The sequence below is a fragment of the Streptomonospora alba genome, assembly GCF_000826685.1.
GTDB classification, from domain to species: domain Bacteria; phylum Actinomycetota; class Actinomycetes; order Streptosporangiales; family Streptosporangiaceae; genus Streptomonospora; species Streptomonospora alba.
The window spans coordinates 1-24,773 of record NZ_JROO01000016.1 but is presented as its reverse complement, the minus strand read 5'-3'; the positions used below and the strand labels follow the sequence as shown (position 1 = coordinate 24,773).

Sequence of the window (24,773 nt, the reverse complement as noted above, 5' to 3'; positions counted from 1 at the left end):
CCAGGGATGCCGGATTTTCAGCTCGGCCCGATCGATGTGCTCGTCATTGTGACGTTCGTGATCGCCATGGTGGGCATCGCCATCTGGGTCGGACGCAAGCAGAAGGGTACCGAGAGCTACTTCCTCGCCGGGCGCACGATGGTGTGGCCGGTCGTGGGATTCTCGCTCTTCGCAACACAGTTCAGCGGCACCCAGTACCTGGGGCTGGCGGGGGCCGGGTTCCAGACGGGAATCTCCGTGTGGAACTTCGAGTGGGTGGCCACGCTTGTGCTGCTCGTCTTCGCCCTGCTGATCCTGCCCTTCTACCTGCAATCGAAGATCACCACCGTTCCGGAGTTCCTCGAACGGCGCTACGACCGGCGGGCCCGATACGCGTTCTCGGCCTTCACCGTCGTCACGACCATGCTCCTGGACAGCGCCGGTGCGATGTTCGCCGGATCGCTGGTCCTGTCGCTGCTGTTCCCCCAGGTTCCGCTGGGCGTGCACATCGCGCTGATCGCGCTGCTGGGCGGCGGATATGTCCTGGTCGGCGGGCTGAAATCGGTCATGGTCACCGACACCATCCAAGGTGTCGTGCTGTTCATCGCCGGCGGTGTGGTCTTCACGGCCGTCTTCGCGGAGTTCGGGTTCGACTGGGCGGCGCTGCCCGAACTGGCGCCTGAGGGCGGATTCACGGTGGCGCCGCCCGCCGACGACGATTTCCTGCCCTGGCCGGGCATCTTCACCGGCGCGATCTGGCTGTCGTTCTACGTGTGGGTCACCAACCACATCGTCGTCCAGCGGGTCCTCGCGGCCAAGAACATCGACCACGGGCGCTGGGGAGCACTGTTCGCCGGTACGCTGCAACTGCCCGTGCTGGTCCTCTTGATCTTTCCCGGAGTCCTCGGCCGCGGCATCTACGACCAGGGCGAGATCCCCAACACCGACATGATCTGGCCGGCGCTGGTATTCGAGTACCTGCCCGTGGGAGTGCGCGGCGTGGTGTTCGCGGCCCTGGTGTTCGCGCTGATGTCCACCCTGGACTCGGTGCTCAACGGTGCCGCCAGCCTCGTCGTCAACGACTTCATCAAGCAGAGCAAACGCGAATTCACCGAACGGCAGCTGCTGGGCATCGGGCGGATGCTCGTCGGTGTCTTCATGGTGGTCGCGGCCCTGTGGGCACCGGTGATCACGACCTTCAGCGGCATCGTCGCCTACTTCCAGTCGTTCCTGGGATACGTGACGATGCCGCTGGTCGTGGTGCTGCTGGGCGGCCTTTTCTGGAGGCGCGCCTCCACAGCGGCGGGCTTCTGGACCCTGGCCGTCGTCCCGTTCGGGCTGGCGGCTTTCTTCGCCGGCGAGGTCTTCGGGCTGTTCGACATCCAGTTCCTCTACGCCACCGGGATCATGTTCGCCCTCAGCCTCGTCGTGTTCGTGGTCATCACTCTGGCCACCGACCCGCCACCGGCGAAGACCGCCGAGCTCACCTGGAGCCGGGAGACCTGGCACCGCGAGTCCGCCGAACTCGCCGGCACGCCCTGGTACAAGAACTACCGCGTGCTCGCCCTGCTGCTGGGTCTGGCCACCGTCGGCTCCGTGCTTCCGTTCGTCTGAGCCGACGCCGCGGCGGACGCCGGGGACCGTAGCGCGGAGCGGTCCCCGGCGATGACGGCGTCCAGGCCCGTGCTAGCGTCGACGGTGCCGTGGTGTGCGGGAATCCGGTGTGAAACCGGTGCGGCCCTCGCCACTGTGATCGGGAGCGCTGTGTCGTTCGTTCGGTGAACGAGCCACTGGGGCCGAAGCCCTGGGAAGGCAGGACACGGCGCGTTTTTGACCCGTCAGCCAGGAGACCGGCCACGGCACTGCACGACCCGATTCCACGAGGACCTGGAAATGGCGGTCTCGCCCATGACCCGCGCGTCATCATGCTCGCCCCGCACCGCGTTCGCGCTCGCCGGCGTCTTCCTGCTCGCCGGCTGCGGCGCTCCCGCCCCCGAGCGACCGGCGGGGGAGGACGCCGTCACCCGCACCAACTGCGGCATCGACGTCGCCGTCGAGGAGCCGCCCGAGCGCGTCTACGCCGCGTACCAGCCCGGTATCGAGGTCGCCCACGCCCTCGGCCTCAGCGACCGCCTGGTGGGTACCGCGTTCCTGGACGCCGAGGTGCTGCCCGCGTACGCCGACGAGCAGGCCGAGGCCGACTACGTGCCCACCCTCCCGAGCAGGGAGGGTCTGCTGGAGACCGAGCCCGACTTCGTGATCTCCGGATTCAACGGGTTCTTCGCCGAGAACAGCTCCGACCGCTCGGTCGGCACCCGCGCGAGCCTGCGCGAACTCGGCGTGCGGAGCTGGATCCTGAGCCCGCTGTGCCCCAGTGAGGACGGGCTGACCGACCGGGCGATCGACCCGGCATCGGTCACGGTCGACAGCGTCTACCGGGACCTGCGCGACCTCGGCGCGCTCTTCGGCGCCCAGGACAGGGCCGAACAGGTGATCGGCGACATGCGGGAGCGCATCGCCGCCGTGGAGGCACAGGTGGAGGGGGCCGAGCGGCCGACCGTGGCGATCGTGGCCCCCGACGACGACGGCGGCTTCCGGGTGGCGGGCGGAATCGACTTCAGTACGCGGGTCATCGAGCACGCGGGCGGCACCAACGCCTTCGCGGACCTGACCGGGAAGCGCAACATCGAGGTCGGGGTGGAGGAGATCGTCGAACGCGATCCCGATGTCATCCTCACCAGCACCTGCTGCGACGCCGGGATGACCGAGCAGGACGCCCGGAGCGACGTGGAGGCGATCACCTCGAATCCGGCGCTGGAGGGTGTCACGGCCGTCGCCCAGGGCGATGTCCACCCGTTCCTGTTCGCCGACCGGGCGGCCGGGGTCCGGGCGGCGCACAGCATCGAGCTCGTGGCCTCCCGGATCCATCCGGACCTGGTCGAGCATTAGCCGTGGCCGGTGCGACAGCCCTTCTCCGGACCGAGCGCAGGACCGGCCGCATCCCGCGCACCGAGACCGGCGGGGGCCTGTTCTCCGGCGGAGCCGGAAGAACGGCCGGTTTGGCCCTCGCCGGTCTGCTGCTGGCGGCCGCGTGCGCGCTGTCGATTCTCGCGGGCAACTACGCCGTGTCCCTCGCCGACACGGTTTCCGCCCTGACCGCGCCTGCCGGCGGTGAAGCCGACCGGATCGTGTGGCACGTACGCGTGCCCAGAACCGCCACCGGGGTGCTGGCCGGGATCGGGCTCGGCGTCGCGGGCGCTGTCATGCAGGGACTGACACGCAACCCCCTGGCGGGACCGGGGATCCTCGGCGTCAACGCCGGGGCGGCGTTCGCGGTCGTGGTGGCCATGTCGGTCCTCCACGTCACCTCCCTGACCGGTTACCTGTGGTTCTCCTTCGCCGGAGCCGCACTGGCGGCGGCCTTCGTCTACACCCTCGGTTCGCTGGGCGCCGGCGGCGCGACGCCGGTCAAGCTCGCATTGGCCGGTGCCGCGCTCAGCGCCATGGTCGGGTCCGCGACCACGGCCGTGACCCTCCTCGACACCTCCGCGCTCAACGACTTCCGCTTCTGGACCGTCGGTTCGCTCACCCGCGCCGACACCGGCGACCTGGCCGCCGTCGCCCCCGCTACGCTGTTCGGCCTCTGCCTGGCGGCGATGGTCGGCCGCGACCTGAACACGGTCGCCCTCGGCGAGGACATGGCCCGCAGCCTCGGCACACGGCTGACGGCGACACGGGTGCTGGCCGTCCTCGCGGTGGTGCTGCTGGCGGGAGCCGCCACGGCGATCGCCGGTCCGATCTCCTTCGTCGGTCTCGTGGTCCCCCACATCGCGCGAGCGCTGACGGGACCGGACTACCGGTGGATCATGCCCTGGTGCGCTGTGCTGGCGCCGACCGTGCTCGTACTGGCCGACGTGCTGGGCAGGGTGCTCATCCGCCCCGAGCAGCTGCAGGTGGGCATCGTCACGGGGTTGCTCGGCGCCCCGTTCTTCATCCACCTGGTCCGCAAGCGGAAGGTGGCCCGACTGTGATCCCCGCAGGCCGCGACGCGCTCCTCCTGCGGAGCCCGCGGGCCGCCGTCGTGTTCCGGCTCGGGCGCAGGTCGACGGTCCTGTCGGCGATCACCTGGCTGCTCGCCGGCGGCGCGGCCGTGCTGTCGCTGACCCTGGGCCAGTTCGACATCGGGGTCACCGGCGTGCTGCGGGTGCTGGGCGAGGGCGGCACGCTCATCGAGTACGACGTGGTCGTGCGGAACCGGCTGCCGCGTGCCGTCACCGGCCTCGGGGTCGGAGCGGCCTTCGCGCTCTCGGGGGCGATCCTGCAGCGGATCGCCGCCAACCCCCTCGTCAGCCCGGACGTGATCGGCGTCAACTCCGGAGCCGCCCTCGGTGCCCTGACGGTTATCACCGTGTTCGGCGGGACGGGACTGCACACCGTCGTCGGCGCGCTGGTGGGGGCCGCGGCGACCGCCGCGGCGATCTTCGCGCTGTCCGCCAAGCGCGGACTGAGCGGCTACCGGCTCGTGCTGGTCGGTATCGGCGTCGCGGCCATGCTGACCTCGGCCGTGTCCTTCCTGCTGACCCGGGCGGACTACCATCGCGTGCTTGCCGCGGCCGCGTGGCTCACCGGAAGCCTCGCCAACCGCGACGGACTGCATGTCGCGGTCATCGCCACCACGCTCGCGGTCGCCGTGCCCGTACTGGTCGTACTGGCCCGCCAGGTGCGGCTGCTCGAACTCGGCGACGAACTCGCCACGATGCTGTCCAGGAACGCGGCCGGCAGCAGGCTGGCCCTGGTGGCCGTCGCCGTGGTGCTTGCCGCGATGGCGACGGCGGCGGCCGGTCCCATCGGATTCGTCGCACTCGTGGCGCCGCAGATCGTCCGCAGGCTGCTGCCGGGCCACGGTGCCGCCCTCGCGCCCACCGCGGCGCTCGGCGCCCTGCTCGTCGTCGTCTGCGACCTCGCCGCCCGGCTGCTGTTCACCCCGGCGGAGCTGCCCGTAGGAGTGATGACCGGGGTACTCGGAGCACCGGTGCTGCTGTACCTTCTCGCCCGCGCCAACCGGATCGGACATACAGGATGACCCGCGCTCCAGCAGCGACGCCCACGCTGACCGCCGCCGACCTCAGCCTCGGCTACCGAACGGGGCTGGTCGTCGACGAGGTATCGGTGGCTCTGCCGCCGGAGAGGGTCACGGCGATCGTCGGGCCGAACGGGTGCGGGAAGACGACTCTGCTGCGTGGGCTCGCCCGTCTGCTGCGGCCCCGAGGCGGTGCCGTGCTGCTGGCGGGCACCGACGTCTCACGCTTGCCCGCCAGAAGCCTGGCCCGGCAGCTGGGAATGCTTCCGCAGCAACCCGTGGCCCCGGACGGAATCACCGCCGCCGACCTCATCGCGCGAGGGCGCCACCCGCACCAGCGGTGGTTCCGCCAGTTCAGCGACGCCGACGCCGAGGCGGTCTCCGCGGCGATGGCCGCGACCGGCGTGACCGAGCTCGCCGACCGGCCGCTCGACGAGCTCTCGGGAGGCCAGCGGCAGCGGGCGTGGATCGCATTGGCGCTCGCGCAGGACCCCGACGTGATGCTCCTCGACGAGCCGACGACCTACTTGGACCTGGCCCACCAGATCGACGTGCTGGAACTGCTCACCGACGTCGACACGCGATCCGGCCGCACGATCGTGCTCGTCCTGCACGATCTCGACCTCGCCGGCCGCTACGCCGACCACCTCGTCGTCATGAAGGACGGCGCGATCGCCGCGCAGGGACCGCCTTCGGAGGTCGTCACCGCCGAGACCGTGGAGTCGGTGTTCTCGCTGCCGTGCGTGGTGATCAGCGATCCGCTCACCGGGACTCCGATCGTGCTCCCACGGCCGCGGCGGTGATGCGGCGCGGGTGGTGATCGGCGGCACGCGGGCGGATTCGTGAGCGGACGTGTGCGGAGCGGCGCCGGTCCTGCGTCGCGTCCCGTCCCCGGCCGTCGTTCCGCCCCGGGGCGGAACGACGGCCGGGGCGCGTGTTCCTAGGGTTTGCGGGCGACTCCGGCGAGGGAGGGGGCATCAGCCCAGGTGCCCACCTCCGGGGAGTTGGGACGCCAACGGGGGCAGGGGACCAGGCCGGGGTCGACGATTTCGAGGCCGTCGAACAGGGCCGTGATCCACTCGGGGCTCCGGTGCCGGTAGGGCAGCGGCGCGTTGGTGTTGTACTCCTCCAGGGCGGCCATGACGCCGGGGTCGGTGTCGGTGCCGTCCCACATCGCCAGGTAGCTGCCGCTGGGCAGCGCGTCCACGAGGGTGCGGACGATACGGGGGACCTCCTCGGCGTCGATGTGGCCCAGGACGCCCATGAGGACGAGGGCGAGGGGCCGGTCGAAGTCGAGGCGCTCGCGGGCGGCGGCGATGATCGTTTCGGGGTCGCGGATGTCGGCGTGGATGTAGTCGGTCGTGCCTTCGGGGGTGCCGACCAGCAGAGCGTGGGCGTGGGTCAGGACCAGCGGGTCGTTGTCGACGTAGACGACGGTGCACTCCGGCGCATGGGCCTGGGCCACCTCGTGGGTGTTGTCGGCTGTGGGCATGCCGGTGCCCAGGTCCAGGAACTGCCGGATGCCGGCGTCGCGGACGAGGTAGGTGATCGCGCGCATGAGGAATCCGCGGCCTTGGCGGGCGAAGGCGGGCACCTCGGGGAAGTTCTGCAGGAACTGGTCGCCGGCTTCGCGGTCGGCGGCGTAGTTGTCCTTGCCGCCCAGCCAGTAGTTCCAGACGCGGGCGGAGTGGGGGACGGACGTGTCGATGGAGGTGGGGGCGGGCCCGCGCTCGGGTTCCGGCGAGGGGGTGTCGGCGTTCATCGGTCCTTCTCAGCAGGCGAGGGGCGAACAGGGGAGACCGGCGCGGCCGCGGTCCCGGGGGTGTCCGAGGCCGCCGCACGATGTATCCGAACAGTCACCCTACGACCTAGAAGCGGTGGTCGGTACTGATCGGACACTGCCGTCGCACCGTCACCACCTTTTCGCTGGACACGGCCCTCGGTGCAATCAATGGGGCTGGATGCCGTTTCACAGGAGTTCATGAGAATGCATGGCGGCGTGGATCTGCTGCGGTTCTCCCGTTGAATCGGCGTGCGCTGGGTCGATGCGATTCCAGCGGCCTTCGGTGTCGGAAAAGCGATGGGGCGGGCGGTGACCGCCGACACACAAGGAATCGATTCTCCGCGGGTTGCCAACGGCGACGTGGGGTTTTAGGATCCGCTCCATTTTGGGGTCGTGTTCAGCGGCTCCGGCGAATTCGTGCGCAAGGGCGACGGCGGATACCGCAACTGGGCCTTCTACGGCGTGTTCGACCGCGACGACAACGTGGTGCGGTTCCACGCCCGGTGAGGTCCGTGTGACCGCTGCGGCGCGGGCCTATGACCTGCCGGGCCCTCGCCGCAGCGGGTCCGCCCCCGCGTGGTCCGTGCCGGTCCGTGTACCCGTCCGCCGAGGGCGTTGCCTCCGGCGCCCTCCGCCGCCCTCCGCTGCGCTCAGCGACGCTTGCGCCTCCGGTCCCGCGGCCCCGCTCCCAGGCGAGCGGGGCGCGCCTGCGCGAAGGGCTCAGCCCACCCAGCGCACGTCGGCCGGAAGCGGGTGGTGCTCCTCGCGCAGGCCGCGCAGGCAGTCCAGAAAGCCGCGGGCGGGCGGGGGTACGCGGCGTTCGCGCGGCAGCACCACGCTGAGCCGCCGGTCCAGAACCGGACGGACCAGCGGGAGGCGAACGTAGTCGGCGAAGCTCATCAGCACCTCGACCAGCGCCGGCATCGCCGAGACGCCCAGGCCCGCCGCCAGCAGGCCGCCCACCGTGGAGACGTTGCCCGCCTCGGTGACGCCCGCGGGACGCACGGCCGCCTCGGCGAAGGCGCGGTCGGTGCCGGCCCGCACACTGGAGTCGGCGCCCACGGCGATGAACTGCTCGCCACTGAAGTCGGCCCAGCCCAGTTCGGCCTCTCCGGCCAGCGCGTGGGCGGGAGGCAGCACCGCGAAGAATCGGTCCTCGGCCAGAGGACGGGCGCGCAGACCCTCGGGCAGCCCTTGTGCGGCCGTGATGGCCAGATCGGCCTCGCCCGAGGCGAGCCTCTCCAGGGCGGTCTCCGACATCCCGTCGAGGATGCGCACCGCGATGTCGGGCCGCTGCTCGCGGAACCGTGCGATGACCGGCGGCAGCAGCGCCGCGGCGACCGAGGGCAGCGTCGCGATGGTCACCACGCCGCGCTCGCCCGCCAGGTAGTGCTCCAGCGCGGCCATCTCCGCGCGGTGAGCGGCCAGAACGCGTTCGGCCGACTCCAGCAGCTGCTCGCCCTCGGGCGTGCGGCGCATCCGCCGGGTGGTGCGGTCGAACAGCCGCACGCCCAAGGTGCGTTCCAGCTCCAGCACGGTGCGGCTGAGCGACGATTGCGCCACCCGCAGCTCCGTCGCAGCGGCGGTGAAGCTCTCCGCGCGGGCCACGGCGGCGTAGACGCGCAGTTGACGAAAGGTCAGATCCATGCACCCCGAGCATAGATCCTTGCCGGATCGATGTTGGACGCGCAACCGCAGACGTTGAAAGCATGAGCGGCCAGCGCCACGTGAGGCACTTCACCCCCCGGCCGCCTGCGCAAAGGATCGTCCACATGCTCACCGCAACGGGGTTCGCGGCCATCGCGACCGTACTGGCACTCCTTTTGTCCAACCGCGTCTCGGCCGTCGTCGCGCTCGTCGGGGCGCCGGTGGCCGCGGCACTGATCGCCGGCTTCTCCCCGGCCGAGATCGGCGAGTTCGCCGCGACCGGGATCTCCGGCGTCGCCGGCACCACCGCGATGTTCGTCTTCGCCATCCTCTATTTCGGCGTGATGCGCGACGCCGGGCTCTTCGACCCCGTGGTGCGTCGCGTCCTGGGCTTCGCCGGCCGCAACCCGGTGACCATCGCGCTTGCCACCGTGGTGCTCGCTATGCTCACGCACCTCGACGGCGCCGGCGCGACCACCTTCCTCATCACGGTCCCGGCCATGCTGCCGCTTTACGACGCCCTGGGGATGCGCCGACTGGTGCTGGCGGCGCTGACCGGCCTGGGCGCGGGGATCATGAACATGATGCCCTGGGGCGGCCCCACCGCCCGCGCCGCCTCGGCGACCGGAATCGACGCCAACGCCCTGTGGGCCCCGCTCATCCCGGCCCAGCTGACGGGGATCGCCGCCTGCCTGGCCGTCGCCTATCTGCTGGGACGCAGGGAGAAGACCCGCCTCGCCTCGGCCCCGGCGGACCGCCGGCCCGCGAAGGCGCCCGCCGGAGGCTCCGGCGAAGAGGCAGCGGACGGCACCCGCGACACCGACCCGGCCGCGGCCGGCGAGCAGGACAGCGACGAAGCCGCCGCGCCCGCCGACAGCGGTGGAGAACTCTCCGCCGAAGAGGCCGCGCTGCGCCGCCCGCGGCTGTTCTGGATCAACGTCACCCTCACCGCGGCCACCGTCGCGGTGCTGATCTCCGGTCTGCTGCCGCCCGAGCTGGTGTTCATGCTCGCCCTGGTGCTCGCGCTGCCGCTGAACTACACCGGCCTCAAGGCCCAGACCGACCGCATCAACGCCCACGCCCAAGGCGCCGTCCTGATGGCCAGCACGCTGCTGGCGGCGGGGGTCTTCCTCGGCGTCATGGAGGAAAGCGGCATGATCGACGCGATGGCCACGGCGCTCACCGGCGCCATGCCCGACGCCGTCGGTCCGGCGCTCCCACTGGTGGTCGGAGTGTTCGCCGTGCCGCTGAGCCTGCTCTTCGGCCCCGACGCCTACTACTTCGCGGTGATGCCGGTGCTCACCGCCGTCGGCGACACCTTCGGCGTGCCCGCGAGCGCCATCGCCCAGGCCTCCATCACGGGCGAGGAGACGGTCGGCTTTCCCATCAGCCCGCTCACCGGGTCCTTCTACCTCCTCACGGGACTGGCGGGTGTCTCGATCGGCCGCCACATCCGCTTCCTGCTGCCCTGGGCGTGGCTGGTGGGCATCATCGTGCTGGCCGCCGCCGCGCTGACCGGCGCCATCCCGCTGTGGACGGGGTGACACCGACGCGAAACCCGGCAGCGGAGCCGGCTTCGGCACCGCAACGGCAGGCGGCGGCCCACCACCACGACGACCGACGGGGGAACACGGACACGTGAGCAGCACACAAGCCCGGATCGGCTGCGGCGCGGGGTTCGCCGCCGACCGGATCGAACCCGCGGTCGACCTGGTCGACCGCGGGGGACTGGACGTCATCGCCCTGGAGTGCCTGGGCGAGCGCACCGTCTCGCTGGCCGCGCTGCGCAAACTGTCGGACCCGCGCGGCGGCTACGACCCCATGCTGCGCAAGCGCATGTCGGCGCTGCTGGAACCGCTGAACCGCACCGGCACCCGCCTGGTCACCAACGCCGGCGCCGCCGACCCCGTCGAGGCCGCCCGCATGGTGCGGGCTCTGGGCGCGGAACTGGGCGTGCCCACCACGGCCGCGGCGGTCACCGGCGACGACGTGCTGGACCGCGTCGACCTGTCGGCCCCGGCCTGGGAGGACGGTGCGCCGCTGGAGTCCCACGGCGAGATCGTCTCGGCCAACGCCTACATCGGCGCCGATGCGCTGCTTCCGGCGCTGCGGGGGCCGGCGCCCGTGGTGATCGCCGGACGGGCGGCCGACCCCTCCCTGTTCCTGGCGCCGCTGGCCCACCTCCTGGATTGGGAGGCCGACGACTGGGAGCGGATGGCCGCGGGCACACTCGTGGGTCACCTGCTGGAATGCGCCGGGCAGGTCACCGGGGGCTACTTCGCCGACCCGGGGCGCAAACCGGTGCCCGGCCTGGCGCGGCTGGGCTATCCGATCGCCGAAGTGGGCCGGCAGGGCGGCGCCGTCATCACCAAGCCGCCCGGCACCGGGGGCCGGGTGGACCGGATGACCGTGGCCGAGCAGCTCACCTACGAGGTCACCGATCCGCGCGCCTACCTGACGCCCGACGTGTCGCTGGACATCAGTGCGGTGGAGGTGAGTGACCATGGGGGCGACCGGGTCGCCGTACGCGGCGCGCGCGGCCGGAACCGTCCCCAGGAGCTGAAAGTCAGCGTCGGCTACCGGGCGGGTTTCCGCGGCGAAGGGGAGATCTCCTACGCCGGCCGCGGCGCGCTCGACCGGGCCCGGCTGGCCGCCGAGATCGTGCGCGAGCGGCTCGGCGATGCGCTGCCGCGGCTGCGGGCCGACGTCGTCGGGCACAGCGCGCTGCACGGCGAAGCGCTGGCCGAGGGCGCCCAACCCTACGAGTGCCGCCTGCGCGTCGCGGGACTGGCGGGCAGCCAGGCGGCGGCCGAGGCGGTGGGGGAGGAGGTGAGCGCCCTGTACACCTCCGGTCCCGCGGGCGGCGGCGGGCTGCGTGTGGGCACCACCGAGGTGGTGGGTGTGCTCTCCACGACCGTTCCGCGCGAGCGGGTGGAGACAGGCGTCGTCGTCTTCGAGGGGAACGCTGCGGAATGAACATCCGGCTGTACGACCTCGCCCACGCCCGGGCGGGGGACAAGGGCAACCTGATCACCGTCGCGGTGATCCCCTACGAGCCTGCCCGGTACCCGCTGCTGTGTTCTGCGCTGACCCCGGAGCGGGTCGCCGATCACCTGGCGGAGCGCATCGCGGGCGACGTGGTCCGCCACCGGCTGGACAACCTCCCGGCGCTGATCTTCGTCTGCCCCCGGGCAGCCGACGACACGGTCACCACCTCCCTGTTCCTTGACGCCCACGGCAAGAGCCTGAGTTCGGCGCTGCTGGAGTTGGAGTTCGAGGTCGCCGACGAGGGCGCGCCCGCCACCGGTGGCGCATAACCGCCCGGCCCTCGGCCGACCGGCGCTTCTCACGGGTTCGGGGCTGCGGGTGTGGTGCCCGATCCGATCAGCGTGGTGGCGTCCAGGGCGTCGATGCCTTCCTCGTCGAGCAACGAGAGGTAGCGTTCACGCACCGATGCGACGGCGTCGTCCGGGAGCTGCGCCAGCGCCCTGCGGAACCCGGAGCCGAGGATCACCAACCAGGCGAGGTCGGGGTCCATCGTCAGGCTGCGCTCGTTGACGGCGACGTTCACATCGCTCAGACCACGCCGGCCCAGCCACTGGGCGAAGCACTCGGGCTGGTTGATGCGGTCGATCAGGTACGGCTTCCTCGGCGGAGCCTCCTCACCCCCGGTGACCGCGGCCACCGCACGGTTCAGTTGGCGTCCGGCGGCCGCCATCGCGTCTCCTCGCCAGATGGCGAACGCGACTCGTCCTCCCGGACGCGCCATCGCGATCAAGCCCTCGGTTCCGGCCGTCATATCCGGAAGGAAGAAGATCCCCAGGCCGGACTGCACGACGTCGTATCCGGGAGGGCCACCGCCGTCCCAGGCGGTGATGTCGAGGCGGTGGGTGCGTAGTTGGGGCAGGTGCGCCGCGCGTGCACGGAGTTCGGTGATCATCGGAGCGGAGACGTCGACAGCGTCCACGACCCCGTCGGGGCCTACCCGCTGTGCCGCGGGAACGGCCGAGGCGCCGGTTCCGCAGCATGCGTCCAGGACGCGTTCGCCAGGTTGGGGAGAGGCCACCGCGACCAGCGCCTCTCCGATGGGCCCCCACAGGTGCTCGCCCAACGAGGTGAATTCGGCCGCGGCGGCGTCGAACCCTCGCGCGATGGAGTCGCCGTCTTCTCGCGTATCAGACATTGTGCAATGATAACCGTTTTCGGATGGAAGGATAGTGGAGCACCGGTGCCTGGGGCGACGGAGTCGGCCCCCATCCGCTGAACGGACGACGAACACGGGGGTGCCGAGCAGCGCGGTGATCACGCCGAGCGGCGGCCCGAGGATGAGCGGCAGTGACCACGTGGCGAGCCCTCGGATGCGGTGGCTGCCCGACCTGGCGACGTGCCGATACCGGACAGGCCCGAGAAGCGCCGCGATCGCCGGGAGCCGCCCGCGGCCTACCCGCTGTGCGCGGCGGTTCCCGCGTGCTCGGACAGGACCTCGGCCAGCGGGGTGCGTAGGCGGCAGTTCTCGAACAGGAAAGAGCGCATCAGCATGTCGATCTCCTCTTCGGTGACCCCGCGGAAGAGCTCCGCGAACTCGTCCACCATCGGCTCCGACAGCAGGATGTGCCGTACCAGCTCCTGGATGTCGCGCGAGGCACCGAAGGGGAACGGCGCGTACTCGGGGAACTCCCGTGCGAACAGCTCCCGGATCGGCTGCATGACCTGCGTGACGCCCTGCTCGGTGCTGCCCCAGGCGTCGGCGCCCAGCCGCGCCTTCTTCTCCACCATCGGAGCGACCCGGCGCATCCACGGGGAGTCGGGTGCGGCGTAGGCGACTCCGTGGAGCCCGATGTCCTTGTAGAGCCAGATGGCCCAGCTCGCCCCGTAGCGGTCGTAGATCTCCAACTGGTCCCGCAGTACGCGGTAGCGCATCGCGTCGGCCTCGGGATCGCCGGTGTAGACGGGTCCGAACTCGCCCACCCACACGTGCAGGCCGCGCTCCAGCATGTAGGCGCTGCGCCGTCGGAAGGTCTGCTCCAGCACCTCGCGGTCGACGTAGGTGCCGCGGCTCACCCCGGGGTAGGGGCCGCCGTCGACGAAGCCCGGGAGCGCGTAGTCGTGGTTGGTGTAGACGACGTTCTCCCAGGGGTCGCCGAACATGTGGAAGTCCTGGGAGTAGCGGTTGCCTTCGAGGAAGACGATGTGGTCGGGATCCTGGGCCCGGATCGCCTCGTACAGCCGCGCGTAGAACGGCATGATCATCTCTTCGCTGGGGTCGGCCGGCTCGTTGATCGGGTTGTAGCCGGCCACCCACGGATTGCCGCGGTAGCGGCGGGCGATGGCCTCCCACAGGTGCACCGTGCGGTCCTGGAAATGCTTGTGCTGCCACAGCAGTGCTCGGTGCGTGGGGTTGTCGGAGTGCCAATGCTGGTTCTGGTACCCGGGCAGCGCGTGCAGGTCGATGATCGTGTAGACGCCGTGGCGGGCGCACAGGTCGATGACCCGGTCCAAGTGGCGAAATCCCGTCTCGTCGATCTCGAAGGGGCGCATGTCGTCTTCGAAGTGCCGGTAGTTGATCGGCAGCCGGACGAGGTTGAGCCCCAGAGAGGCGATGTAGCGCGCGTCCTCCTCGGTGAAGAAGTACTCCAGGAAGCGCTCGAAGAACAGCCGGTACCTCTCCTCGCCCAGGACCCGCCGGATGGAGCCGCGATGCGCCTCCTCGTTCGCCGGGTATCCGGTGATGAAGTTCTCCATGTTCATCCACCCGCCGAGGCCGAAGCCGCGCAGGAGGACAGTCGCGCCGTTGCGGTCCACGAGCGTCGATCCGCGGACGGACAGCAGGGCGTCGCCAGTCAAATCCGACTCCTCTCAACCGTGGGCCGACCGCCGCGGGCGTGGGTTCCCGTGGCGCACCGCCCGTTCGAATCACCTGCCGAAGCCCGCAGCCAGCCCCCCGAGGAGCTGCCTGCGGGCGACGATGTAGAGGACGATGATCGGCAATGTGGACAGGAGCACCGCGGCCATCAGCCCGGGGACGTCGACGCCGTACTGGCCCTGGAACTGCTGCAGGGCCAACGGGATCGTCCGCACGTTCGAACTCTGCGTCAGGACCAGCGGGAACAGGAAGTTGTTCCACGCTTGCAGCGCGTTGTAGATGACCACGGTGACCAGAGCCGGCCGCGAAAGCGGCAGGACCAGGCTGCGCAGGGTCCGCCGATGCCCGCCGCCGTCGAGCTTTATCGCGTCGAAGAGCTCGTTGGGGATGTCGCGGATGAAGTTCACCAGGATCAGCACCGTCAGCGGGATGCCGAAGGCCACCTGGGGCGGGATGAGAGCGTAAAGGGTGTCGTAGAGCCCCATCTCCACGATCAGCAGGTAGACGGGGATGATCGCCGCCTGCAGAGGGATCGCCAGCCCCATCAGAAAGGTGGTGAAGACTCCGCGTATCGCCCGGCTGGGGATGCGCGCAATCACGTAGGCGGCCAAAAAGCCGACGAAGACGATCAGGGCCACCGACAACGTGACCACGAAGAGGCTGTTGAGGAAGTAGAGGGCGAGCCCGCTGCCGAGGACCTCGGCGTAGTTGCCCAGCACCGGCTGCAGCGGCGGGAGCCACGGACTGCCTTCGAGGTAGTCGCTCCGCTCTCGCAGGCTGCTGATGAACATGTAGTAGACGGGATAGAACGCCGCCGCGAACCAGACGATCCCCAGCAGCGGTACCAGCGGGAAGGACCGCCGCGAGCCGCGCCCGGGGTCCCGCCGCCCGGAGGCGTCGGACGGTGCGGCGGAACCGCCGTGTGTGCGTACCAAGGCTTACGCTCCCTCCGCCTGGCTCTCCATGCGCGAGAAACCCGAGATCCTGAGCAGGACGAGGGACAAGGCGAGTCCGAGCACGACCATCAGGATCGCGATCGCACTTCCGTATCCGATCTGGGTCTCCTGGAAAGCGGTGATGTACATGTGCAGCGGCAGGATCCGGGTGGAGCCTTCGGGGCCTCCGCCGGTGAGGACGAAGACGATGTCGAAGTAGGTGATCGAGCCGTTCACGATGAGGATTGAGGACGTGATGAGGGTGTACTTGAGCTGCGGCAGGGTGACGGAGACGAACTGGCGGATCTTTCCCGCCCCGTCGATGCGTGCGGCCTCGTAGAACTGCTGGGGGATCTGGCGCACGGCCGCCTGGTAGAGCAGGGTGTGCAGCGGGATGAACTGCCAGGCGATCACGATGATCACCGCGTAGATCGCGGTACTGGAGCTGCCCAGCCAGGGCTGGGTGATCGCGTCGGCGCCCGCCGCGCGCAGCAACGAGTTCAGCGCGCCCTGGGGGCTGAGGATCGCCTGCCAGATGAGCCCTACCGCCACGGCTGAGAACAGCAGCGGCAGGAAGTAGAAGACTCCCAGGAGGGCCCGGTAACGCTGGTAGCCGGCCAGGAAGGCCCCCAGAAGGATGCTCGCCGGGGTCTGGATCAGCCAGGACAGGGCGATCACCAGCAGCGTCAACTTGATGGAGTCCAAGGTCGCCGGGTCGGTGAACGCTCGGCCCCAGTTCTCCAGTCCGCTCCACTGCGGCGGGGTTATCCCGTTCCACTGCAGGAAGCTGAGGCACAGGGCCGCGATCAGCGGTCCCAGGGCGAAAACGGTGAAGAACAGCATCGCCGGCATCAGCAGCAGCGACGCTCGCCAGTCACGTCGTACAGACACGAGCTCTCCCCTGTGTCGGGGTAGGGGCGTGGGACCTCGCCGTCCCGGGCAAGGGCGGGCGCGCTCAGCGCTCCAGGGTCTGGTTCATGTTCTGCGAGAACTGCTCGGGAGTGATGTTCCGGGAGAACACGCGCCCCATGTTCGTCAGCAGCACCTGGGCCGCTTCGGGTGGCAGGGCCTGGTCCCAGGAGAGGTCGAAGTAGGAGGCGCCCTCGACCAGCCGGTAGACGAACAGCAGCCAGTCGGAGCGGTCGCTTTCGGCCAGCCGGTCCTCGATGCCGGTTACGGGGGGCGCCAGCCCCATACCGATCAACCGGTCGACCATGTAGTCGTTCATGACCGCCTCGTCGAGGAACGCCACCGCGTGGCCCCGGTTCCGCGAGGCACTGGTCAGGCCGTAGAAGTTGGTGAGGTTTCCGGCCACCGCATCCGGGTCGCCGCCCGCGCCCTCGACACGGGGGAACGGGAACCAGCCCAGGCGGTCTTCAGCGAACTCGGGGGCGTCGGTGACGAACCGTTGGTAGTTCCACGCGCCCTGGAGCAGCATGCCCGCCTGCCCCGAGTACACCAGCTGGGTATCCCTGTTGGTGTCCGCATCGAGCGCCGCGAACCCGTCCGGGAAGGCGTCGGAGGCCACGAGCTCCTGGATCATGGCGACCGCCTGCCTGATGGCCGGGTGCGACCAGGCGTCGGGCTCGCCGGCGGTGATACCCCTGAAGGGCTCCCGGCCGCCCACACGGTTGACGAGGTACTCCAGGTACATCATGTTCGTCCACAGGTTCTGCCCCGCCAGCGAGATGGGAGTCACCCCCGCCTCGGACAGGACACCGACGACCTCGAGCAGATCGCTCCAGGTGGTCGGCGGGCTGAGGCCGTGCTCGGCGAAGAGGTCCTTGTTGTAGAAGAAGACCTTCGGCGCGGTACCCGACTTGGGGACGCTGTAGATCCGCCCGTCGAAGGTGACCGCGTCCATGACCGACGGAAAGTAGCGGTCGGTGCCGACCGACGGAGGGATGGCCGCGGCCTCGCCGGCGTCGACGAACGCCTTGAGCTGCCCGCCGCCCCAGTTGTAGAACACCTCAGGCGGCGTCCCCGAGATCATCGAGGTGCGCAGCCGGTTCTTGTAGGGGTCGTTCTGGAAGTACTGGACGGTCACGGACGGGCCGCCGTCGCGGGCGTTGAACCGTTTGGCGATCTGGTTGAGAAGCTGCTGCTCGCTACCGGTGGAGATGTCCCAGATCGTGGCTCCTGTGCTCGTCCGGGAGCTGCCGATGCCGAACCCGCAACCGGACAGCAGCAGGGAGAGCGAAGCGGCCGATCCTGCGGAGAACAGGCCGCGGCGGGAGAGTTCCCTTGCCATGGGTGCCCTTCGTGCTCGTGGCGTCGTACCGTCGTTCGTCGGACGTATCGGTGGACTGGGTGCGGCCGAGGAGGGGCGCCGGTTCGCGCACACGGGTTGCTCCGGCGACGCGGAGCACTGGCATTGTGACGCAGGTAATACTTTGTGCTCGGGTCAAACTAAATTGGAGCCGAGTGGAGGTCAAGGGCGGATGTGCATCCCATCGCCGCTCGACGTGCCCAGCGTCCAGCGGGGCGGCGAGTCGAACGTTGCCGCCCTCGTCCTCGTCGCCGGGGGCGCTGGGGATCCCGGTCGACCGGGCGGGCGCCGGCGGTGCCGGGGTCACAGCAGGAGCCGCCGGGCCGGTGCGTCAGCGGGGAGGAGAGGCGTCGGCCGAGTGGGAGCGCGCCGACCACGTCCACCACGGTGGCCGCGGGGCGGCCGTCGAGCCGGGGCGCGGCCGTTTCCGGGAAGGCGATGAAGCGGCTCTCGTCGCGGAAGAACGAAGGCACGGACCTGTATCGCTTCGGGGTACGAGGGAGACCACGGCGCCGCGACCGGATCGAGGCCGGTGATGCGGTCGGGTTCGACCTCGACTCGGGCGGCCCGGCAGAGCCGACAGCCGTAATGACCGGCGGACCGGGTCGCCCGAGCGGTTCCCGCGTTTCCGCAGCGCAAAGCATGGTCCGAAATCCGTAGGGCGTCGCTCAGGCGCTGATCCCACGATTTCATGGTGGGTCGACCCAAACCGCCCCAGATTCACACATTGATGATCATTGACAAAACAGGTGCGGGGCGCGCGGTTCTCATTGGATCGCCTCGGCGGTTCGGATCGGATTTCTCCGGTTGGCTGTGTACGGTCCCTTCTTGTGGACAGCTCTGCGGCTCCGTCCCGGGGCTCTGATCTGTCCTGGCGTTACCGAAGGACCGATAATGGATGACCGGGGGCGGTCCATGTTGATTCCCGTTTTCCGGTCGTATGTCAAATTTAGAGAGGATGTCCCCGTATGAGACCTGTCTTTGCGCCTGCCTTTCGATTGTCGCCCTCTTCTCCCTTGGTGGCAGCCGGATTCGTCCTCATGCTGGTCCTGGCTACGCTGGGCCTCGGTTCGACCGGCGCACGAGCGCAACCGGCACCGGTAGACCTCGGTACCGCGGACAGTTTCGCGGTCCTGGCCGGTCAAGCCGTCACCAACACCGGGCCCAGCACCGTCGCGGGAGATCTGGGAGTCCACCCCGGTACCGCTGTGACCGGGTTTCCTCCGGGCACCGTCACCGGATCGACGCACATCGCGGACGCCGTCGCTCTCCAGGCCCAGTCCGATCTGACCACGGCGTACAACGACGCCGCTGGGCGTCCCGCCACCGCGAGCGTCTCCGGTGATCTCGGGGGGCAGACGTTGACTCCCGGGGTCTACGAAGCGAGTTCGTCGCTCGGACTGACCGGAACGGTGACGCTTGACGCCCAGGGGGACCCCGACGCCGCCTTCATTTTCCAGATCGGCTCCACACTCATCACCGGGTCGGCCAGTGACGTCAACCTGATCAACGGTGCCCAGGCATGCAATGTCTTCTGGCAAGTCGGGAGTTCGGCGACACTGGGAACGAACTCCACATTCGTGGGCAACGTCCTCGCCCTGACCTCGATCAGCGCGAACACCGGTGCCACGGTCGACGGTCGTCTGCTGGCGCGCAACGGTGAAGTCACGCTCGACAACAATGTGATCCAGAGGGCTGACTGCGACGACGACGGGAACGGGAACGGCGACGGGAACGGGAACGGGAACGGCGACGGGAACGGGAACGGGAACGGCGACGGTAACGGTAACGGTAACGGGAACGGCGACGGTAACGGCGACGGTAACGGCGACGGATACGGGAACGGCGGTTATGGCCACAGGGATGGCTATTAATCCGACGTACCCGCGTGGAAACGGCAGTCTCCGTTCCACGTACCCGCCCTCAGAACGCGCGTCCGCTCGGATCCGTATGTGACCTGATCGGTTCGTGAAGGGTCCTGCATCCGACGGAGACCGGTTGCACGATCGTTGCCGTGGACCGGGGCCTGGGCGAAATCGGTGAACCGAACCACACCCGGCGCCGTCAGGCCCGCGCGCACCGGGGTCTCAAAACAGGGATCACCTCGGGCTGCGGTGCCTTGCTGCGACCTTCGGCGGCGCGGTCAGTGCGCCACGCCGGGCTGACCGCGCCGACAACCGAGGTCCAGCAGAATTCGCATGGCACGTATGGCCGCTGGAGCCGTGCTGAGCTGCGACTACGTGTCGCGGTCGGGCACGGGGGCGGTGGAGAGGTCGAGGCCGTGCCTCGGGTTGATCACGGTGTGACCACGCGACATGCGCCCTGCCCGCGCGATGCGGGGGCAGGGCGCATGCAGGCCTTTGCCCGAGTCCAGGGATCACTCCGCCTGCAGATTCCGAATCCGGGGAAGCGCGTGATGCGGCTGCAGGGCCGGGGCGCTCCCCGCGGACCGCGCTTCCGGCCGCGAGGGCGCTGTGGTTCGCGGTCATGCCGGGGCGATCGCCACGGCGTAGAATCGCGGTTACCCGGTACCGACGACATCCCCGACCCGAGGTGCCCCGCCACGCCGGCTTCCGTCAGGGACTACGCCATGCCGAATCTGCGTTGGTTCAACCACCACGGCCCAGGTGACGGCGAAGGACCCGCCACGGCACCGCCCCTGCCGACGCCCCGTGCGCAGCCGGATGGCACCGCACCCATGGCGGCCGCCGGGAAGCGCTCCGGCCACGGAGCCGCTCGCCTGTTGGGCGAGGCGGCGCGTCGGGTGCGGCAGTTGGCTGCCGGGACCCTCGGCCGGGCTTGGGCGGACCGGGTTCTCGGGCTGGCGGCCGAGGCCGGGTTCTGGGCGCTGCTTTCGCTGACCCCCTTGCTGCTGGTGTTGGTGGCCGCCATCGGGTATCTGCCCCCGCTGTTCGGCGCGGGTACGGTGAGCGAGGTCGAGGCCTGGATCCTGACGGTGGCCGGGCATGTCCTTGCGCCCTCCGCCGTTGAGGAGGTCATCGACCCGGTCCTGGCCGATGTGCTGCGCCACGGACGCGGCGAGATCGTCTCGGCCGGCTTCCTGCTCGCGCTGTGGAGCGGTTCGGCGGCGATGAACACCTACGTCAACGCCATCACCATCGCGTATGGGATGCACGATCTCCGCCCGGCGCTTCGAGCGCGGGCGCTGGCCTTCGCCCTCTACCTGGGAGCGCTGGGCGCCGGAGCGCTCGTGCTGCCGCTGCTGGTCGCGACTCCGGACTGGATCCTCGCCGCCACACCCGCAGACGCCCGTCCGGTCGTCGGGCCGCTGGTCAGTGTGGGCTACTGGCCCGTTCTGATCGTGCTCTGCACAGGGCTGCTGGTCGCCCTCTACCGTGCTGCGACCCCGGTACGCGCCCGCTGGCGGCGCGAGGTGCCCGGTGCGGTGCTCGCGATGCTGCTGTGGCTGGGTGGCAGCATGGCGCTGCGGTTGTTCATGTCGCTGGTGATCGCGGGCAACGCCGCTTATGGCGTATTGGCGGCGCCTGCCGCGGCCTTGTTGTTCCTGTATGTGACCGCACTGGCGGTGTTGCTCGGGGCCGAGTTGAACGCCCAGATCGCCCGCTCCCGATCCGACGGCTGAACTCGCCCGAGACGGCCGCTCGCACGGCGACGGCAGGACAACAGGCAGCGCGGACGTGGAAGCCGGCGGCGGACTCGCGTCCCTCCACCTCGCCGGGACCCGGGACTGGTCCGGGCGGGTTGATACGCCGGTCTGCGGCAGGAGAGGGTTCATGGCCGCGCGACACGCGAAAAGCTGTAGTGGCCGGAGTAGACATGAGTGGGAGTTGCTGCTAATTTTTCTGTCGTAGCCGAGCAGACGGGCTGCAGAGGACCCGCCGGTAGGAACCGGCGGAGCAGGTCGGCTCGACCGGCGCGCACGTGCGGTAAGGCGCCGGGGGCCGGTAGTACAGAAGTACGCGGTACACGCAGTTGCAGTACCGAAGGAGGCTTCCCGCCGCCACGGGGGGAGCAGCAGTGCACAAGGGCGTCCCGGCGCTGGATGAGGTATCGAGAACGCGTCCGGAGGCCGCCTGGCAGGACCACCTCAGGTGGAATGAACGAAGTGCAGGTGCACCACCGGCGTCCCGCCCTGTAGGGGGAGGCCGCAGCAGGAAGAGCAGGTCGGCTCGACCGGCGCGCACGTGCGGTAAGGCGCCGGGGGCCGGTAGTACAGCAGTACGCGGTACATAGCAGTGCAGTAGATGTAGTTGCAGGTTGTGAGGACGAGAGGAGCAGATGCCATCAGGATCGCCCGCGTGAGGAACGTCGCCGCGCGGGTACCGCAGGACCCTGGTTCGAAAGAAGGTGGTCCACGGTCAGACAACCGCGATCCCCGCATTCCCGGTGCAGTAGGTTCGACGGGAATCGGCAGATCGGCCCTGCTGGGGCCGGTACGTAGATGGTGTTGAACTCTCGGGCCCCGGCGCCGCAGCGGCGCCGGGGCCCTCGACGTGCTCACAGAGACGTTGACGAGGTGCTGTGACCGGTTCCGACGCCGATGACCGGCTTGATGACGACGACTTTCCCGCCTACACCATGGGCCGGGCCGCGGAGCTGGTCGGCACGACGCCGGCGTTCCTGCGCGCCCTGGGCGAGGCCGGGCTGATCGAGCCGCTGCGCTCGGCGGGCGGGCACCGGCGCTTCTCCCGGTATCAGCTGCGCATCGCGGCCCGGGCGCGGGAGTTGGTCGATGAGGGCACGCCGGTCGAGGCGGCATGCAAGATCGTGATCCTGCAGGACCAGTTGGAGGAGGCCCGGCGGATCAACGAGGAGATGCGGGGAACCGACCCGCCGGAGTGAGACCCCGCCGCGGCCGGGTGCAGGCGGGCGGTGCTCCAGGTCCGGACATGGGCGGTCGGACGCCGGTTCCCGGATCGGCGCGCGGATCAGGGCCGACGCAGGGGCTGGGGTCCGCCCCTTGCGGGCGGCGAACGGCCCCAGCGCGACACCGAGCGCGACCAGGCCGAGTAAGAGCAGCTGCCGGTCGCTCGGCCCGCAGCGCCCACACCTCCATGGGCACCAGCGCTGCGGCCGTCCCGGCCGCGGCGATCAGGGACTGCGGATTCACCGCCCGCTTCATCGTGCCCAGCTGCAAGCGGCCATCGGGGCCGGCGCGAGGGACATGGGTAGGCCCAGCGCGGTCGAGAGGTGGCCGCCCACAGTCGGCACGACCCGGCCGAGCATGATCGCTCCGGCGAGGATGCGGAAGGGAGGCCGGGGCATCTCCCGTTTCGGAGTCGGCGGCCTCGACCTGACCGCGCGATGTGTCGCGAGACCACGAATCCGACTCAGTCGAAGCCGGTCGCGCACGTCGTGCCACGCGCTTGCGGGGCTGCGGCCCGCGCGACCGCGGTCCGGGCGAGATAGTCGTGTGGTCCCCGCCGTCCCCGGGTGAGTAGCACCACTGCCACATAGGCCACGAGAAGGATGTTGGCCCCGCACAGCGCCGCGAAAACGATGCCGGGCGGCGAATGGCCCAGGTGCTCCTCGTGGTAGACGGTGCGGAACACCGCCCAGTGAGCCAGCTCCCAGGGTGCGAGCTTCGCGATGGTTCGCACGGCCACGGCGCCTACGCCGGCACGTCGCCCGGTATGTGAGGCGATCGCGACGCCCGCTATACGTTTGCCGACCGTGGCCTGATGTACCGCCTCCGTTCCGAAGAGGTAGAGGCCGACCGGGGCCGTCAGTGTGGCGAACGCGAGGCCGTGGGCTCCCGCCACACCGACGGTGGAAAAGAGGTCGGGGACCCCGCCCGCAGTGGTGCGGTACACCGCCATAGTGGTGGCGAACAGGACGGCGGCATAGCCGCAGATCACGGCACCGTCGATGGCGAGTGCGGCGAGGCGCAACGCCAGGAGGGGGCGGGAAGGAGAGGCCACGACGGCATTGTCGGCGCGTCGTGTAGGGGACGCAACGCCTGTTCCCGTCGTGGGCAGGCGGCGCTGTTTCGCCCTACCGGCGATCGGGACCTGTTCACCGAGAGCAGCCCGTGACTTCTCCGGCCGACGACGTCGCTCCTGCGAAGCCCGCGGCCCATTCGGACCGGGGTGCGGGCCGCCGGCAGCGATGGAGCCGATGTGATCGGCGCCGGCCGCAGGCGGATCGGGGTGCCGGTAGGGCGTGGCACAGGCCGCACACCGGTCATGGCGGATACCGGCCGGCAGCGCGAATCGTGCGGACACGCCGCGGCCCCGCAAGCGCATTGCGGGGCCGCTCGCGCGTGCCGGACGGACGCGGACGGAGCCTCCGCCCGGCGGATCCGGCCTTTGCGCAGGGCCGGGCGGCGGCGGACGGCGGCCAGGTCGGCCCACCCGCGGCCGGGGCCGGCGGTGTCGCCCGCGTGGATCAGGGCGGGCGGGGCCGACCGTGGTCAGCGCCATGATGAGGCGGTCGTCCATGGACGGGTTGTTCACCGGCGCCAGGAGGGCGCTCCACATCAGCCGGAGGTGCGTCCGCCGACGCGGCGGCCGGTGATCTGTTCGGCCTCGATGCGGACCCAGGCTTCGCGGTCGCCGCCCGCCCACGGGCGCAGGGAATGGTGCTCGCGCAGGGCGGCCAGTTCGGCCGCGTCCTCGACGATGCGGGCGCGCCCCGCCACGAGTACGCTCCAGCCCTCGCTCATGGTGTCGTCGAGCCGGTCGACCTGGAAGCTCATCGGCCCGGAGGCGTTGCGGGCGATGATCCCGTGGGAGGCGGTGCGGAAGACCACCGCGTCGTCGCTGAGGCCGTAGTTGACCGGAAGAACGGTCGGAGCGGCGCCGGCGGCCTCGGCGAACGCCACGCGGCCGACGCCGCCGGGACCGATCAGCTCCCGGCACTCGTCGGCGGAGAGCGTGCGGAGCTGCGGTTCGGCCACGGCGGTGGAGGCGGCACCGGGCGGGGTGTCGGTGTCGGCGCCCAGCAGGTGGTCAGGGGACGTGCGCAGCGCCTGCGACAGCCGGTACAGCGATTCCCGGCTCAAGCGCGCCGGGTGCTCCTCCAGGTATCGCACGTAGCCGGGGTCCATGCCGGCGTGCTCGGCCACCTCGTCTCGCGTCAACCCCAACTCCGACCGGCGTTGAGCGATACGGCGCGACATGTCGCCGCCGTCCGTCTTGTGTTCTTCGTTCATCGCCTTACCTCTGCCTTCACCGTTCCTACAGCTCAACGTGGCCACCATCGCATCGTCGCGCCGGTGGCGGCGGACGGTCCAC

20 protein-coding genes and 1 riboswitch are annotated in these 24,773 nt (G+C 70.2%); of the genes, 11 read left to right on the top strand and 9 right to left on the bottom strand.

The features are described 5' to 3' along the window. Positions 1 to 6 precede the first annotated feature (6 nt). From LP52_RS09305 to LP52_RS09285, 5 genes are all read left to right on the top strand, one after another. Positions 7 to 1,593, top strand: a complete 1,587-nt coding sequence (locus LP52_RS09305; RefSeq protein ID WP_040272501.1) for a sodium:solute symporter family transporter — start codon at positions 7 to 9, stop codon at positions 1,591 to 1,593. A 73-nt stretch (positions 1,594 to 1,666) separates the two neighbouring features. Beyond that, positions 1,667 to 1,852, top strand: a riboswitch (cobalamin riboswitch). Between the two features lie 20 nt (positions 1,853 to 1,872). Then, positions 1,873 to 2,928 carry an ABC transporter substrate-binding protein gene (locus LP52_RS09300; protein ID WP_238580808.1) on the top strand — a complete coding sequence of 352 codons (1,056 nt, stop codon included), beginning with the start codon at positions 1,873 to 1,875 and terminating at the stop codon, positions 2,926 to 2,928. A gap of 2 nt (positions 2,929 to 2,930) precedes the next feature. Beyond that, complete coding sequence (locus LP52_RS09295) at positions 2,931 to 4,010, top strand: FecCD family ABC transporter permease (protein ID WP_238580807.1); 1,080 nt, start codon at positions 2,931 to 2,933, stop codon at positions 4,008 to 4,010. Beyond that, positions 4,007 to 5,062, top strand: coding sequence for a FecCD family ABC transporter permease (locus tag LP52_RS09290; RefSeq protein WP_040272499.1), 1,056 nt, complete (start codon positions 4,007 to 4,009; stop codon positions 5,060 to 5,062). Before LP52_RS09295 ends, LP52_RS09290 begins: the two co-directional genes overlap by 4 nt. Further along, entirely contained in the window at positions 5,059 to 5,862 is an 804-nt protein-coding gene (locus tag LP52_RS09285) for an ABC transporter ATP-binding protein (RefSeq protein ID WP_040272498.1), read from the top strand. Before LP52_RS09290 ends, LP52_RS09285 begins: the two co-directional genes overlap by 4 nt. Positions 5,863 to 5,999: 137 nt before the next feature. On the opposite strand, the gene LP52_RS09280 is transcribed toward LP52_RS09285, so the two are convergent. Both LP52_RS09280 and LP52_RS09275 read right to left on the bottom strand, forming a co-directional pair. Then, positions 6,000 to 6,821 carry an SAM-dependent methyltransferase gene (locus LP52_RS09280; protein WP_052809641.1) on the bottom strand — a complete coding sequence of 274 codons (822 nt, stop codon included), beginning with the start codon at positions 6,819 to 6,821 and terminating at the stop codon, positions 6,000 to 6,002. Between the two features lie 741 nt (positions 6,822 to 7,562). Further along, on the bottom strand, positions 7,563 to 8,489 hold the full coding sequence (locus tag LP52_RS09275; protein ID WP_040272496.1) for a LysR family transcriptional regulator: 927 nt from the start codon (positions 8,487 to 8,489) through the stop codon (positions 7,563 to 7,565). 125 nt (positions 8,490 to 8,614) lie between these two features. Here LP52_RS09275 and LP52_RS09270 point away from each other — a divergent pair, with 125 nt between their 5' ends. The 3 genes from LP52_RS09270 to LP52_RS09260 all read left to right on the top strand — a co-directional run bounded on the left by LP52_RS09270 (position 8,615) and on the right by LP52_RS09260 (position 11,806). Further along, positions 8,615 to 10,033 carry a CitMHS family transporter gene (locus LP52_RS09270; protein ID WP_040272495.1) on the top strand — a complete coding sequence of 473 codons (1,419 nt, stop codon included), beginning with the start codon at positions 8,615 to 8,617 and terminating at the stop codon, positions 10,031 to 10,033. 94 nt (positions 10,034 to 10,127) lie between these two features. Then, positions 10,128 to 11,465: an acyclic terpene utilization AtuA family protein gene (locus tag LP52_RS09265; RefSeq protein ID WP_040272494.1), complete on the top strand. Its 1,338-nt coding sequence runs from the start codon at positions 10,128 to 10,130 to the stop codon at positions 11,463 to 11,465. After that, positions 11,462 to 11,806 carry an AtuA-related protein gene (locus LP52_RS09260; protein ID WP_040272492.1) on the top strand — a complete coding sequence of 115 codons (345 nt, stop codon included), beginning with the start codon at positions 11,462 to 11,464 and terminating at the stop codon, positions 11,804 to 11,806. The genes LP52_RS09265 and LP52_RS09260 overlap by 4 nt, the downstream gene beginning before the upstream one ends. 29 nt (positions 11,807 to 11,835) lie before the next feature. Here LP52_RS09260 and LP52_RS09255 read toward each other — a convergent pair whose 3' ends face one another. The 5 genes from LP52_RS09255 to LP52_RS09235 all read right to left on the bottom strand — a co-directional run bounded on the left by LP52_RS09255 (position 11,836) and on the right by LP52_RS09235 (position 17,538). Continuing rightward, positions 11,836 to 12,672: a class I SAM-dependent methyltransferase gene (locus LP52_RS09255; protein WP_040272490.1), complete on the bottom strand. Its 837-nt coding sequence runs from the start codon at positions 12,670 to 12,672 to the stop codon at positions 11,836 to 11,838. A gap of 257 nt (positions 12,673 to 12,929) precedes the next feature. Beyond that, positions 12,930 to 14,333, bottom strand: a complete 1,404-nt coding sequence (locus LP52_RS09250; protein ID WP_040272489.1) for a glycoside hydrolase family 5 protein — start codon at positions 14,331 to 14,333, stop codon at positions 12,930 to 12,932. Positions 14,334 to 14,402: 69 nt separating this feature from the next. After that, on the bottom strand, positions 14,403 to 15,287 hold the full coding sequence (locus tag LP52_RS09245; protein WP_084723052.1) for a carbohydrate ABC transporter permease: 885 nt from the start codon (positions 15,285 to 15,287) through the stop codon (positions 14,403 to 14,405). Positions 15,288 to 15,290: 3 nt separating this feature from the next. Continuing rightward, positions 15,291 to 16,178 carry a carbohydrate ABC transporter permease gene (locus tag LP52_RS09240; RefSeq protein WP_040272487.1) on the bottom strand — a complete coding sequence of 296 codons (888 nt, stop codon included), beginning with the start codon at positions 16,176 to 16,178 and terminating at the stop codon, positions 15,291 to 15,293. A 64-nt stretch (positions 16,179 to 16,242) separates the two neighbouring features. Beyond that, complete coding sequence (locus LP52_RS09235) at positions 16,243 to 17,538, bottom strand: extracellular solute-binding protein (RefSeq protein ID WP_040272485.1); 1,296 nt, start codon at positions 17,536 to 17,538, stop codon at positions 16,243 to 16,245. 1,037 nt (positions 17,539 to 18,575) lie between these two features. Between LP52_RS09235 and LP52_RS09230 the strand changes: the two genes are divergently transcribed. The 3 genes from LP52_RS09230 to LP52_RS09220 all read left to right on the top strand — a co-directional run bounded on the left by LP52_RS09230 (position 18,576) and on the right by LP52_RS09220 (position 22,380). Then, the gene (locus tag LP52_RS09230) at positions 18,576 to 19,430 is read left to right on the top strand and encodes an ice-binding family protein (RefSeq protein WP_202966082.1); all 855 of its coding nucleotides are present in this window, start codon (positions 18,576 to 18,578) and stop codon (positions 19,428 to 19,430) included. Between the two features lie 716 nt (positions 19,431 to 20,146). Beyond that, entirely contained in the window at positions 20,147 to 21,160 is a 1,014-nt protein-coding gene (locus LP52_RS09225; RefSeq protein WP_238580806.1) for a YihY/virulence factor BrkB family protein, read from the top strand. Positions 21,161 to 22,116: 956 nt separating this feature from the next. Next, positions 22,117 to 22,380 (top strand): MerR family transcriptional regulator, encoded by a 264-nt coding sequence (locus tag LP52_RS09220; RefSeq protein WP_084723060.1) that lies wholly within the window; start codon positions 22,117 to 22,119, stop codon positions 22,378 to 22,380. A gap of 488 nt (positions 22,381 to 22,868) precedes the next feature. Here LP52_RS09220 and LP52_RS27665 read toward each other — a convergent pair whose 3' ends face one another. Then, complete coding sequence (locus LP52_RS27665; RefSeq protein ID WP_052809640.1) at positions 22,869 to 23,459, bottom strand: RDD family protein; 591 nt, start codon at positions 23,457 to 23,459, stop codon at positions 22,869 to 22,871. 557 nt (positions 23,460 to 24,016) lie between these two features. After that, positions 24,017 to 24,658 (bottom strand): helix-turn-helix domain-containing protein, encoded by a 642-nt coding sequence (locus LP52_RS09210; protein ID WP_238580815.1) that lies wholly within the window; start codon positions 24,656 to 24,658, stop codon positions 24,017 to 24,019. Positions 24,659 to 24,773: the final 115 nt, after the last annotated feature.